Origin of the sequence: Pseudomonas sp. Pseusp11 (genome assembly GCF_047304405.1) — a bacterium.
Lineage (GTDB): Bacteria > Pseudomonadota > Gammaproteobacteria > Pseudomonadales > Pseudomonadaceae > Aquipseudomonas.
Window position 1 is genome coordinate 27886 of the sequence record NZ_JBGLZF010000034.1, and the last position, 13470, is coordinate 41355.

The following is a 13470-nucleotide window of genomic DNA, read 5'->3' on the forward strand; positions in this document are numbered from 1 at the left end:
ACAAGAACATGGTCGGCCCAAAGGCCGCCAAGATCAATGCGCAGAAACCCGCCGCCCCCCAACATTCCCGGGCGACAACGCCAACGCCACCTGCGTACGATTATGCATATGCGTCAACCGCAACACCTGCGACACATAAAGCTTCACCGTGTTCTCGGTAATCCCCAACTCACAGGCAATCTGATAATTGGTCTGCCCCTTGCCCACCAACTGCGCCACCTCCAACTGCCGCGGCGACAACTGATTGAACACCGCCGGCATCCTCACCACCCGCTCCGGTTCACCGAGCGCACCGTCAACCGAACCGGACACAGGTTCCGGGGACGCCCCCCGCCGAACCTTGTCCAGATCCTGATAAAGCTCATCGATCGATTCACAAAGATACTGCAGCTTCTGACTCAAATGCCCCAACTGCAGGTTCTTCTGCCGCTCCTGCAAGGCCACCTCCTGACGCTGCAAACCTTCGAGCAACTCAGCCAGATCAATTGGCTTCTGATAGTAATCGGCGAACCCGATACGCAAAGCCTTGATCACATCCTGCTTGTTCGCATGCCCGGTGAGCATGATCGCCTCGAATGCCCGATGCTTGCCGGACAACCGCTGCAGCGCCTGGACAAGCTGGATGCCATCCATGTCAGGCATCTGCAAATCACACAACACCAAGCCGATATTCACGTCTTCGCTGAAACGCTCGATCGCCTGATGGCCAGAGACGCAAGGCACGCAGCGATAACCATTGAGCTCGATGAACTCGCAAAGCTCTTCGACAATCAACGGCTCATCATCAACCACAAGAACTTTTACTGCCGAGGTAAGCTTGTTCACGTGCCACTCCATGCCAAGTCTGGCTTGGCCGCTCCTGCACCGACACCACAGGCTGTACAACAACTGTTTTGAAAGTAGACGCACTTTCCAACTATGTACATAGAACAGGGGACGCCTGCGATTAATGCATCCAGGCCAGTGTGAGCAGCACACCCACCAGTACGAACGGCGCAAAGGGCTGCTTTTTTGACGTCCCAGGCTCCAGGTAACGAAGACGCGCCCTAAGCCCCTGCCCCATATGCAGCCAGAGTCTTGGCGCCAGCAGCAGCCAGAGCGCAATGGCCACGCCGGCACCGATGAAACCGCCGAGCAGGTGCGTACCGTCCGTCGCAAGGCCCAGCGTCGCCATCAGCTTCACGTCGCCTGCCCCCATGCGTCGCACTGCATAACCGGGCAAGGTGAAGGCCAATGCCAGCAACAAAGCCCAGCCGCCCTGCACCGCCTCGGCTCCCAGCCACGTAGTCCCTGTCCACAACAGATAGATAAGCGCCAGCACACCTGCGCCAACGGTCAGGCCGTTGCCGATGTGGCGCTCTCGGGCATCCTGTGCTGCGCAAAGCGTCAGCCAGATGAGTAGGACAAGGCTCTGCATCCGGTAAAAAACGTCCGTTTTGGCTGAATGATTCTATGCTGACACTACGCAGTAATTGTCAGGGTAGACGCACTCATGAAAACAGGCCTCCCCCGCCAACAAAAAGGTGCCGTGGCGATTGAGTTCGCCTTGGTGTTCGTGATTTTTTTCGCCGTGTTTTATGGGTTGGTCAGTTACAGCCTGCCGCTGTTACTGATGCAATCGTTCAATAAATCCACGGCCGAAGCGGTGCGTCGCAGCGTGGCGCTGGACCCAAGCACCGCCAATTACGACAGCGCCGTACGAACCGTTGCCACCACCGAACTGACCCGGCAACTGGCCTGGATTCCCGCCGCGCTGAACTTCAACGTGGCCACCGACGCCAGCGCCACCTACACCGGCGGCGTGCTGACGGTCAGCATCAACTACCCCACCAGTAAACTGAATCAAGTGCTGCCGTTTCTGGTGCTGCCGGGAATCGGTTCGGTGCCCAATCTGCCGGCGACCCTCACGGCCCAATCGAGCCTGCAGTTTTGAGCTCCGGGGACAAACTCTTCGGGCGTCTGCTCAATCGCCATCCGCCACAGACCCCGAATACGCCAGACCCTGCGAGCGTGCAGCGTGTCGGCTTGCAGCTGCATCTGAATGATGAAGGTCGAGTGATTCAGCTGAGCGGTCCGTTGCGGCATCTGCTGGCGCAACAGATACCCGACGCGCAGTCACCGCACCTGCTCGATTACCTCATGCCCCATAGCGCCCTGTCGGTCGAAGGCACACCGGCCGAGTGGCAGGGACAAAACTTGGACCTGGACTTTTTCAGCCTCGCCGGACAACCGCTGCACTTGCGCGGCTGGGTGCAGCCGTTGGGCGAAGAATGGTTATTGCAGTTGATCGACATCGGCGATCTGTTGCTCGAACGTCGACAAGCGCGCAGTCGTGAACAGTGCCAGTTGCTCGCGGCGCAGGTCAGCGAGCAGTTGCGCCTGTGCAGCCTGACGCGCCTGCCCGAGGTACTGGCCGAACAACTGCAAGGCCTGGCCCAGCGTTTTCAGATTCCGTGCATGGCCATGGCCTTGCTCGATGAACAGGCCGAGGGTTGGTTGATTCACCAGCAGTACGCGGCCTTCGATGCACCAAGGTTGTGGGAAACCCATCAACACCTGGGCACCGGCCTCGACAGTTTGAATGGCTCAGTCCCCCAACAGTTGACACCCAGCGAGCACCCACGCCTGCAAAGCATCTTCGGCAATGCCGAAGGGTTCGCGGTGCCCTATCGCAATGCCCTGGGCGTGGTCGCGTGGTTGCTCTGTGGTTTCTACCCGGTGCAAGAACGTGCTCCCGACTTGAGCGAGCGCGACTGGTTGCAACTCACCGCCGCCCTGGCCGGCCCGCTGCTTGAGCGCTTGCGCGAGCATCAGCACCACCTGCAACTGGAACGGCTGGAATCTCTACAAGCCTTGCTCGGTACCGGTTGGTGGGAGGTCTTCAGCGACCATGCCGAAGTGCAATTGGCGCCGTCGCTCGCCAGTACGCTGAACCTTGCGAGCGCTCGTTTTCCGCTGCACGACTGGCTCGAACAGATTCATCCCGCCGACCGTGAAGAGCTGACGATTCGCCTGCAATCCTTGCAGGACGAAGGCGCGCCGTTGCTGTTGTGCGTACGTCTGCATCGCCCCGACACGACACAAACGCCGATCTGGTATCGACTGCAAGGCCAGGCGTTGGGCATCGGTAAAAACCGCCGGCTGGTGGGTTTCATGCTCGACATCAGCGACATCAAAAACCAGCAGCAGAACGCCGCTGCCGCCCATGCCCGGCTGGACAACTTGATCGCCAGTTCACCGGCGGTGATCTACGTGCAGCGCTATGTCGAAGGTGCGCTGCAACCGACGTTTTTCAGCGACAGCCTGTTGCCGCTGCTCGGTTGGTCGCTCGCCGACTGCGCCGCAGGCTCGCTGGTGGAGCGGGTCCATCCCGAGGACCGCGACGGCTATTTCGAGCGTACCCGGCAACTGCTGCGCGAGGGTTCGGTGAGCGCCCGTTATCGACTGCGCGACAGTCACGGTGATTACCACTGGCTGCTCGACGAAGCCAAACTGCTGCGCGATGACCTCGGGTTGCCGGTGGAAGCCGTGGGCCTGTGGCTGGATGTCACCGAGGCGACCCTGGCCACCGAGAAAGTCAAACAGAGTGAAGAGCGCTATCGGATTCTGGTGGAAGATTCCCCGGCGATGATCTGCCGCTACCGCCCCGACCTGACGCTGACCTTCGGCAACCGGCCACTGGCGACCTATCTGGAATGCCAGCCCGAGCAGCTGCCGGGGGTGAACCTGGGCAGCTGGATGTCGCCGGAGCAGCGCGAAGCGTTCCTCCAGCGCCTCAGTCGACTGAGCCCGGAGTTCCCGGTCAGCACTGCGGAGATCAACCTGCAACTGCCGGGACGGGAACATGCCTGGTGGGTCTGGTCGGATCGCGGCGTGTTCGACGACCAGGGTCGTTTGCTGGAAATTCAGGCCGTGGGCCGCGACAACACTGAGGTCAGGCGCGCCCAGCAGCAGCTTACCCAGAGCGCGAAAATGGCCACCCTCGGCGAAATGGCCACTGGGCTTGCCCATGAAATCAATCAGCCGCTGAACGTGATGCGCATGGCCATCGTCAATGTGCTCAAGCGTCTGAGCAATGGCGACGCGCAAATCGATTACCTGACCGACAAGCTCAATCGCATCGACGCCCAAGTCCAGCGTGCCGCGAAGGTGGTGGATCACATGCGGGTGTTCGGCCGGCGTTCGGAGGTCGAGCAGCAGCCGTTCAATCCGGTTCAAGCCATCGAGGGCACGCTGGCGCTGCTGTCCGAGGGCTTGCGCGGCAAAGGCATCGAGCTGCGGGTCAGCGAGAGCGGTTTTGATGTGCAGGTACGCGGTTACGTCGATCAGCTGGAACAGGTGCTGATCAACCTGATGGTCAATGCACGGGATGCGCTGCTGAGCAAACGCGAGGCCGACCCGGCGTTCAAACCATGGATTTCGCTGCACGCCGAACGTGATGAGCATTCAGTGCGGCTGTGGGTCGAGGACAACGGCGGCGGCATCGACCCACGGTTGCTGGAGCGGATTTTCGAGCCATTCTTCACCACCAAACCGGTGGGCGTCGGCACCGGGCTCGGGTTGTCGGTGAGTTACGGCATCGTCGAGAACATGGGCGGACGGTTGAGCGTAAGAAACGCGGCCGAGGGCGCGCGCTTCTGCATCGAGTTGCCGATTGTCACGGGCGATCAGATCACCAGCGACGCGCGCCCTGAGTGACAACTGAGGTTGGCGCCGACGTCGACCTTGTTCAAGTCGACCCCAAGGCTTATCAGCACAGTGTTGATCAGACTGTCGAGCAACGGGTTGAGCACGCCGTTGATTGCGCTGACCAGCAAACTGGTCACGCTGCTCAGGATCGCCCCCAGACCGCCGACGAGACTGCCTGACGGGCCATACATGTCGACGTGAAGGTTGACCGGGGTGTTGAGCAAGTTGCTGACAATGCTGCTGGTGGAAAATGAGTAGTAAAACGGCGGCTGGCTGATGTCCGGCAGGCTGCTGGCCGGTGGTGCGGAGTAGACATGGGGCATGTTGGTGTTCGCCGCCACACTGGTGTCAGCAACGACATCGATGCCACCACCGACGCCTGGCACACGCGGATCGCAGGTGATGGGCACGAACAAAAACCTGCGACAGGTTTTGATGCCGATATCGATCAGTTTCAACGGCTGCACCGTGACCGTCGGTGGTGCGGTGTTGCTGCCGAACATACTGGCGGCATCGATCCGGCCGATTTTCAGGTTCACCAGCGATGTTCTGGTGTTGGTGGTCAGGGTTTTGTTGGTGTTGCTGACGCAGCTGTAAGCCGTGACGTAACTATCGGCACTGGCGACGTCCAGCGCCACGTCGAGCCGTATCGGACCCGGTAGCACGATGACGTCGGGCGTCTGACAGGGCACGCCGATGGCACAGGTCAGTGAATCGAGCACCGCCACCAGGTCGAGATTGAGCAAGGCGTTGAGGGTGTTGGTCAGCGGTCCTGCCAGATCCGCTGCGGCATTGACCAGCGCCGCGATGGCGTCCAGCGCCGGCAAGTCGATCGACAACAACGTGCGAAGCTGTGCGGTTCTCACGTAGATCCGATTGGGTCCCAGCGGATCCAGCGCGGCGTTTTTCGGATTGCCGATCGCGGAGAGTTGCGGCGGCTCCAACACCTGCACCCGAGCGGTGATTTGCGCCAGCCCTGCCAGATTGATCGGCACTGTCGCCACCACACCGTTTTTCTTGTTGGCCAGTTGCACGACGCCTTCGATCAGGTTGAACACACTCACAGTCGTCGCGAACGTTGAGACGTCGCTGCCGTTCTCGACGTGCAGCAGATTGCCCAACACCACAGTCGTGGAGCCAGCGGCCACCTTGAGGGCTTGCAGACCGACAATGGTCGCCGTCGCGCCGAGGGTGCCGCCTGGGTCCAGCACATTGACGGCGGTCTGGATCAATTGGCTGACGGCCACCGAAGCACCCAATACCTGGTTATACCCGGCGGCGTTGAGGCCGAGGTCGACCTTCAGTCGATCAAGGTAACCCAGCAGGCTGATGTTGGTGTTCACCAACCCATCCCACCCTGCCACGGACACGTTCAGACTGCCGCCGAGCAAACCGCCGAACAGCGCATTGAGGGTGGCCGACTTGCTGCTATCGATGCTCAGCGCCGTGGTGCGCAGGGTCAGCGATGCCAGCGGTGGCGGCAGCCCCGCAACGGCGGTCGCCGTCAGGTTGAGGGTGGCCCCGGCCGGCGCACCGCCGAACAGAGCGCCAACGCCACCGGCGAAACTCTGCGGCACTGAATGACTGACGATCACCCGAATGGCTTCGCTGCTGCTTGGGTTAGCCACAAAAAACCGAAGACTGTTGGCGTCCAGGCTCAAGGTGCCACAGGCTACCGCCAGGCTGCGCGTGGGGTCAGGAAGGGTGAAGCCGTTACGATTTACGCTGGCAGTGGCATAAGCGGTGGCTGTAGCACCCACGGCGCAATCACCGTTGCGCGTGGCAGCCTCCAGTGCGGCCATGTCGGCTATCCGCTGCAAGCTGCGTTTTTCCAGGTACAAGCGGCCACTGTCGACCACGATCAGCAGGAACACCAGGGCCATGCCGAGGGTCAGCACTGCCATCAAACCGATCGCTCCCCGTTGCCGGGCCGGGCTACGAAACTGCAAGCAGGGAGACATGGCGCACTCCTTTGCCGGCGCACCGCCGAGGGCTACCTCCATTGATGAACAGCAGTGTAGACAAGGGTTTACCGGATTGCTGGCAACTAGCCATCCCACCAACAAAAACTCCCTGTGGGAATGGGCTTATTGTGGGGCGTGTGTGGCGAGGGGGCTTGCCCCCGTTGGGGCGCGAAGCCCCCCTAAAACCAGCAACCACAATCGTGAACTTAGAAAGTGGTGACTGGTTTTACGACTGCTTCGCAGCCGAACGGGGGCAAGCCCCCTCGCCACAGGCTCGCCCTACAGGGGGCTGTGGTGTTGGTTAGTTCAGGGTTCAGCGCGGTGGATAGTTAGCCAATATGCGCCCGACCGTCTGGCGTATCGTATTGCTGCGGTCCTCTGGCTTGGGTGTGCGGCTGAGGGTCTGCTCGTCGCTGCCACGCCACACCAGTTTGCCGTCCTTGCCATCGAGCAGGTCGATCTGGATGGTCGCCACCTTGTAGCTGACGTTGCGGGTTTCGTTGTACATCGGCCCGCCCCAGTAGCCGTTCCATGGGCCACCATAACCGCCGCCATAGGAGGTGGTCACTTGTTGCTGGCGATCTTCAACGATCAGGTAGGTCTGCACCTTAAGGTCTGCCTTGGCGCCGGCGGCGGCCGGACGCAAGCCACGCTGATCCAGTTGATCGGCAACGGCCTGGCGGATGCGTTGCTCGGTCAGGTCACTCTTGATCCTTGGGTCGTCGGGACGGTATTGCACGGCGGGCTCTTTCCAGCTCCAGCTGCGATAGGCGGCAAAGTCGCGGCTGGCATCGAAGTCATGATTGACCTCGTTGGCGGCGCAGGCAGTGAGCAGCGCTGCAATGGCCAGTAAAACGAGACGGCGGAACATGATTTTTCTCCGATTGAAGACATGCACCTGCGGGGCGCTTCCTGAACAGGAAGCTAACTAGGAGGATACGCCGACATGGCCTTTTCGACAGCTTCGCGCAGGGCATCGGCACGTTCGCTCTGGTTGCCCTGACTGCTGGTTTCGGCACTGGCACTCCATACCGGTTGACCGGTGCTTGCGTCGAACAGATCGACCCGAACCACCACAACCTGTACCTGATAAGTACGGACGACCGGCACGCTGTTGTACATGCCGTAACCCGTGCCGTAGCGGTTGTAACCACCGCCGTAATACCCGCCGCCATAGCCGCCACCGTAACCAGAGCCGTCCTGCACCTGGCGCAAGCGGGTTTCCAGATGCAGGTCGGCGCTGACCAACAGGTCCGCCGGGCGGTTGTCGTGCAGTGGGCGCAAGCCGCGCTGGTCTAGGGCATTGCTGACGACTTCGGCCACCTGCTCCGAATCGGCCCAGGCCGTGCCCGCAGGCAGGCGCCCGTTGAGCCAGGCCCAGCTGCGGTAGCGACCGTAATCGCGCGGCGCCGCCGGGTAGGCGCTGCGGTCGAAAGTGCCGGCGGCCTGGGGCGGTGCCGGTGGCAAGGGATTGGACGTCGCGATGTAAGGGTTGCTGCCCTGACAGCCCGCCAACCCCAGACAGATCACCAGTAAACCTGAACGACTATTCATTGCGCACTCCGGTCAGATCGGCCGACAGATCCAGTGCAAGTAGCGCCCAAGCCCGGCGAAGCTTGGGTGACGGCGGTGAGCCAGTTCCATTTCCAGCAAATCGAGCAGTTCGGCGCGGGCCTGGAATTCCACCGGCATGTAGTCATGAAAAACCCGCACTCCACTCTGGGTTTCGACCCGCCACAGACCCTCAAGTTGCGCTGCCAGCTCCCGTGGATCAAGCGGCTGTTGCGGCGTCAGGCTCTGCTTCTCGCCAGCCATGTCGTTCTTGCGCATCTTGCGGAAATGGCCCTTGAGCAGATTGCGGTAGATCAGCGCGTCGCGGTTATAGAACGCCAGGGACAACCAGCCATCCGGCTTCGTCAGCTGATGCAACACCGGCAAAATCGCATGGGGTTCGGCCAGCCATTCCAGCACGGCGTGGCACAGCACCAGGTCGTAGGGTTCGGTGAGCTGACCAAGCAACTCCTGCCACGGCGCCTGAATGAACGTCGCCGTCTGCCCGGCTTCGGCGAAACGCTGGCGAGCGCCTTCAAGCATCGGCTCGGCGGGTTCGGCCAGGGTCACCTGGTGACCGCGCTGGGCCAGCCACAACGACATGTGGCCCAGGCCCGCACCGATGTCCAGTACGCGCAACGGGCGGTCCGGCAGGGTTTCGGCCAGGTCGGCCTGCAGCACCGCGAGGCGGATCGCCCCTTTTGCGCCACCGTAGATTTTTTCAGCGAAGCGGGTCGCCAACTGATCGAAATGACGGTCGCTCATCAGCTGAACCGCCGTTCGCTGTCCGCGAGCTTGTTACGTACCACTTCATTCATGTCCAGCCCCAACTCGCTGCACAGCAGCAGTAAATACAGCACGATGTCGCCGATTTCCTGCCCGGCATGGGCCAGTTTGTCCGCCGGCAACTGGCGCGACTGGTCTTCGGTCAGCCATTGGAAGATTTCCACCAGCTCGGACATTTCCACGCTCGCGGCCATGGCCAGGTTTTTCGGGCTGTGAAATTGCCGCCAGTCATTGCGGTCACGAATGGCGTGCAGGCGTTCGGTCAGTTCAACAAGGTTCATCGGGCTCTCCTGAAGGCGTATAGCTTCAGGGGGATGACGGGTGAAGGCAAGTGGCAGCGTTGTGCCTGCGTACTTGCGCCATACTCAAAAAAATCGCAGCCTTCGGCAGCTTCCACGGGAACCCGGGAGCACGATCAATAGCCCAAGGCTCGGATCCGGCAACCACGCCACCACTCCATCAGGACGTACACATGCAGGTAGACAGCTTTTTCGAATGGCTTGGCCAGGCAATCGGTTCGGTCATCCGTTTTATCATCGACACCCTCAGTGGCCTGTTCAACCTGTTGAGCAACGCCGGCAGCAATTTTGTCGAAGGGCTGGCCCAGGCATTGGGCATGGAAACCTCGATTATCAGCATCATCACCTTGATCCTCGGGCTGATGCTGCTGTGGTCGGCGATTCGCGCCTTCATGAACGCGTCGATCATCATGGGGATTATTTGGTTGCTGCTGGGGTTGTGGTTGCTGAGCTGGATCATTCACTAAGGCTGCCCCACAGGCTCGCTTCCACAACGGATCGATGCAGATTCCGAGTTCGTCGCTACAATGCAGGCGCCCCCAAGGAGCCTGCATGTCCAACCTGATTGCCGACTGGCGCGACCGTCCGACCCATCGCCGCGTCTGGGCGCTCGCCGCCCCGATGATTCTCTCGAACATTTCCGTACCGCTGGTGGCGCTGGTCGACAGTACCGTCATCGGTCACCTGCCCCATGCTCATCAGCTCGGCGCCGTCGCGGTGGGCGCCAGTCTGTATACCTTTCTTGCCTGGGCCATGGGCTTTCTGCGCATGGGCTCCACCGGGTTCGCCGCCCAGGCTGCCGGGCGCGGGGATGGCGCTGCGTTGCGGCAGATTTTGCTGCAAGGTCTGTTGTTGGCCATGGGCCTGGCCATTCTGTTGGGGGCGTTGGGTGTGCCGTTGAGCGGGGTCGCGTTGCACTTCATGCAACCGTCTGCGGAGCTGGATCAACTGACCCGCGAGTTCTTTCACACACGGCTGTTCGGCCTGCCGGCGGCACTGGCCAGTTATGCGCTGGTCGGCTGGTTTCTCGGTACCCAGAATGCCCGGGCTCCGCTGGCGATTCTGCTGAGCACCAACCTGGTCAACATCGCACTCAACCTGTGGTTTGTGCTTGGCCTGGAGTGGGGGGTGGTCGGCGCGGCACGGGCCTCGGTGATCGCCGAGTGGACCGGCGCGTTGATCGGCCTGTTCATGACCCGCAAAGCCCTGCGCGCTTATCCCGGCCATATTGCCTGGGCCGCGCTGGCGTTGTGGCAGAGCTGGCGCCCATTGTTGGCGGTCAACCGCGACATTTTCATCCGCAGCCTGGCGCTGCAGTCGGTGTTCTTCCTGATCACCGTGCAGGGTGCACGACTGGGCGATGCCACGGTCGCCGCCAATGCGCTGCTGCTCAACGGCCTGCTACTGACCGCTCATGCGCTGGACGGTCTGGCCCACGCCGTGGAAGCCCTGTGCGGACACGCCATCGGTGCTCGCGACCGTGATGCCCTGCGCCGCTCACTGGTGGTGGCGTGCGGCTGGTCGTTGCTGGCAAGCCTGGGGTTTGCCTTGCTGTTTCTGTCCGCCGGGCACCTGTTCATCCAGATGCAGACCAACATTCAGAGCGTGCGCGACACCGCCTTCATCTATCTGCCGTACCTCGCCGCGCTGCCGCTGATTGCGGTCTGGAGTTACCTGCTCGACGGCCTGTTCATCGGCGCCACCCGCGCCCGGGAAATGCGCAACGGCATGCTGTTGACCGTGATCCTGCTGCTGCCCTTCGCCTGGATGCTGCAAGGCTTGGGCAACCATGGACTGTGGATAACCTTCCTGTTGTTCATGGTGCTGCGCAGCCTGACCCTTGGCACATTCGCCTGGTACTTGCGCAAGAACGACGGCTGGTTAAAAGGATGACGAGCGACATACCTTCAACCCGTTCAGGGTTGATCGTTCTGCCACAGGTTGCGCAGGCTATCGAGACGCTCCTGCTGGGTGGTTCCCGATAACGACTGCCCCGGCACGGCGTCAGGGTGCTGCAAACGCAGCCATAACCAGCCATCGAGCACCGGGCGCTCACTGAAACCCAGCGCCAGCCCTTCCTGCAGGTGAGCCCACAAGCTGTTGTAGTCGGTGCCGGTGGATCGGCTCCAGCGCCAGGCATGCTGCTCCAGCAGGCAGGTCTGCAAGCTGTCTCGCTGACGCGAACTGAGGTTTTCTTCGATGGCCAGCGGCCTGACGGCAAGCCGTGGATTGAACAACTGTTGCCAGCCCAGACAGCCAATGGCCCGATCGGCCCAGGTGCCGCCGAACCAGCGTAACTGATCGATCGGACCGAGCCAGCGACTCAGCTCCTGCGCATCGCAGGCATCGAAAAAGTAACTCGCCGTTTGAGGGCTGTAGTAACTCAACAAAGCCCGGTGATGCAGGCTGAAGGTGACGGTAAGCATGCGGCGCAAATGCTCCAGCAGCTGTGATGAAGAGGCGTCACTGACCAGCAGCAACCCGCCCCATGTGTGTGGCTCACTTGAGTACAGCTCGGCGAGTGCCGGGCATTCGCGAAGGTCGACCAACACTGGCCCGTGCTCACGCAACGGATGAAACTCGGTGCCTTCGAACAGCCAGAACCATCGGACATGAGCAAACTGTTGCCGCAACATCGCACCGGCCTGAGGCACGCCCGGCACATCAAGCAACAGCCATTGCGGGGTCGAGTCGGGCGCCTGAACGGCAATCATGCCGCACCGCTCTGGCCAAGCTGCGTCGCTGCCCGGCAAGTGCATAAGGATTGCGCGCAATGACTGAAACTGCCCCCACCTGGCAGCAAACACAGGAGTACCAAGGGTTCGCTGGATTGCAGCAAGCCCAATAAACCATCAACCGCGCGGCTGGCTTCAGTGGTCGAGGCGGATAGCAGCTCGGCCATGCCCGGCTCTGCGCTGGACGGTGCTCCGGGAAGAAATCCGCTGATCAAGGGTTGATCAGGATCACCTTCGATAAAGCTCACCAGCACTTGCGTGCCCTCACTCAAGGGCATGACACCCGCGCTTTCCAGCTCGCCAGACAACGGCAACCAACAGTGGCTGGGGGCTGCGCCTTCGCCCTGATATAGCCAGTCAAACTGCACGGCGACCGATCTGCCGGGATCGGGGCGAGATTCACCGACGTCGACTACCCATCCCCTTTGCAGGCTGTGCATCCTGGGTTTCACAACGGGATGAGCCGCGATGAAAGGCACCTCCTGCGCAACGACGCGCAGCTGGTTGCGATACAAAAAATCTGGCTGTTGTCCTCCCTGATGCTCGACATGGGTCACTAGCCAGAGACGATTCCAGTCCGCATACGGATGACCGGACAACGGCATCAGTTGACCGCTGCGCAGCGTTGGCAGGTTCGTCTGCCCCTCGGCAATCTGCCCGCAGCCATGAAGCTTGAACTGATGAACTTCATCCTCAAAGACCCTTTCTACGCCACGGCGAAACTGCCCCGGACCGTCGCCCAGGACCAGACAATGCCCGCGCGCACGGTGCTCGAAGTAGTAATGAAGCCGCTCCTGGGCGCATAGACGCTGGAGAAACTGCAGGTCCGATTCCCGATACTGCGTGCAGAAATCACGGGGCGGATAATCGCCGCTCAGGTCGAAACGACGATCCTTGCCGGCAATCCCATGCTCCTTGAGAACCTGGGCGAGAATGTCCGGCACCGAGCGATCGCTGAAAATTCGCTGATTGAAGCGCTGGGCCAGGCAAGCAAGCCTGGGGCCCAGACGTACACGACAAAGCCTGGGCTCATCGCCATGACCAGATTGAACGAGGCCAAGCAACTGCCCGTGAACGCCCTCCCCCTGCGGCCCGAAGTGCAAAAAGGCCGAGCGGTACAGCAGGCTTGCAAGGTCCAGCGTCGGGTCATCGTTCAGCAGATCCACGTCGAACGCAAAAGGCTCGCTGATCGCTTCACTACCGGTAAAGGCCAAGACCTCAAAGGGGTCGGCAAGACCCGCTATATCCAGACGAAATGACGGTTCGTTGACTGGATCGAACATCGGCGATTCTCTACAGGAGGGGCGGCCGGGGATTCTCGCTGAGAGACATGGCCGAGTAGAGTGCCGAAGTACAACTTAGGAAATGACCTACGTGAAAAGAAGACCACATCGCTTGGATTGCTAGGTATGTGGGTCATTTCGCGTGAAAAAAGAGAAGCCCCGC

The 13470-nt window shown here is 61.1% G+C and carries 13 protein-coding genes; 4 read left to right on the plus strand and 9 right to left on the minus strand.

The genetic code is table 11. The features are described 5' to 3' along the window. Positions 1-33: 33 nt before the first annotated feature. Both ACCC96_RS23140 and ACCC96_RS23145 read right to left on the minus strand, forming a co-directional pair. Positions 34-837: a response regulator gene (locus tag ACCC96_RS23140; RefSeq protein ID WP_413697011.1), complete on the minus strand. Its 804-nt coding sequence runs from the start codon at positions 835-837 to the stop codon at positions 34-36. Between the two features lie 109 nt (positions 838-946). Further along, positions 947-1417: a prepilin peptidase gene (locus ACCC96_RS23145; RefSeq protein ID WP_413697002.1), complete on the minus strand. Its 471-nt coding sequence runs from the start codon at positions 1415-1417 to the stop codon at positions 947-949. 75 nt (positions 1418-1492) lie between these two features. On the opposite strand from ACCC96_RS23145, the gene ACCC96_RS23150 reads away from it, so the two are divergent. Beyond that, entirely contained in the window at positions 1493-1933 is a 441-nt protein-coding gene (locus ACCC96_RS23150; RefSeq protein WP_019650608.1) for a TadE/TadG family type IV pilus assembly protein, read from the plus strand. After that, positions 1930-4698: an ATP-binding protein gene (locus ACCC96_RS23155; protein WP_413697003.1), complete on the plus strand. Its 2769-nt coding sequence runs from the start codon at positions 1930-1932 to the stop codon at positions 4696-4698. Before ACCC96_RS23150 ends, ACCC96_RS23155 begins: the two co-directional genes overlap by 4 nt. Here ACCC96_RS23155 and ACCC96_RS23160 read toward each other — a convergent pair. From ACCC96_RS23160 to ACCC96_RS23180, 5 genes are all read right to left on the minus strand, one after another. Further along, on the minus strand, positions 4668-6650 hold the full coding sequence (locus ACCC96_RS23160) for a pilus assembly protein TadG-related protein (RefSeq protein ID WP_413697004.1): 1983 nt from the start codon (positions 6648-6650) through the stop codon (positions 4668-4670). The two genes, ACCC96_RS23155 and ACCC96_RS23160, sit on opposite strands and share 31 nt — an antisense overlap. A gap of 316 nt (positions 6651-6966) precedes the next feature. Beyond that, positions 6967-7524: a DUF4136 domain-containing protein gene (locus ACCC96_RS23165; protein WP_111455263.1), complete on the minus strand. Its 558-nt coding sequence runs from the start codon at positions 7522-7524 to the stop codon at positions 6967-6969. A gap of 53 nt (positions 7525-7577) precedes the next feature. Then, positions 7578-8207, minus strand: coding sequence for a DUF4136 domain-containing protein (locus ACCC96_RS23170; protein WP_413697005.1), 630 nt, complete (start codon positions 8205-8207; stop codon positions 7578-7580). A gap of 12 nt (positions 8208-8219) precedes the next feature. Further along, on the minus strand, positions 8220-8969 hold the full coding sequence (locus ACCC96_RS23175; protein ID WP_019582282.1) for a methyltransferase domain-containing protein: 750 nt from the start codon (positions 8967-8969) through the stop codon (positions 8220-8222). After that, positions 8969-9271 carry a MazG-like family protein gene (locus ACCC96_RS23180; RefSeq protein ID WP_007937232.1) on the minus strand — a complete coding sequence of 101 codons (303 nt, stop codon included), beginning with the start codon at positions 9269-9271 and terminating at the stop codon, positions 8969-8971. The genes ACCC96_RS23175 and ACCC96_RS23180 overlap by 1 nt, the downstream gene beginning before the upstream one ends. A 191-nt stretch (positions 9272-9462) precedes the next feature. Here ACCC96_RS23180 and ACCC96_RS23185 point away from each other — a divergent pair, with 191 nt between their 5' ends. Both ACCC96_RS23185 and ACCC96_RS23190 read left to right on the plus strand, forming a co-directional pair. Next, entirely contained in the window at positions 9463-9756 is a 294-nt protein-coding gene (locus tag ACCC96_RS23185; protein WP_018928411.1) for a hypothetical protein, read from the plus strand. Between the two features lie 85 nt (positions 9757-9841). After that, positions 9842-11182, plus strand: a complete 1341-nt coding sequence (locus ACCC96_RS23190) for an MATE family efflux transporter (protein ID WP_413697006.1) — start codon at positions 9842-9844, stop codon at positions 11180-11182. Between the two features lie 23 nt (positions 11183-11205). On the opposite strand, the gene ACCC96_RS23195 is transcribed toward ACCC96_RS23190, so the two are convergent. Together ACCC96_RS23195 and ACCC96_RS23200 are read right to left on the minus strand one after the other, a co-directional pair. After that, on the minus strand, positions 11206-12003 hold the full coding sequence (locus tag ACCC96_RS23195) for a DUF4123 domain-containing protein (protein WP_413697007.1): 798 nt from the start codon (positions 12001-12003) through the stop codon (positions 11206-11208). Next, on the minus strand, positions 12000-13307 hold the full coding sequence (locus ACCC96_RS23200; protein ID WP_413697008.1) for a type VI secretion system Vgr family protein: 1308 nt from the start codon (positions 13305-13307) through the stop codon (positions 12000-12002). The genes ACCC96_RS23195 and ACCC96_RS23200 overlap by 4 nt, the downstream gene beginning before the upstream one ends. Positions 13308-13470 lie beyond the last annotated feature (163 nt).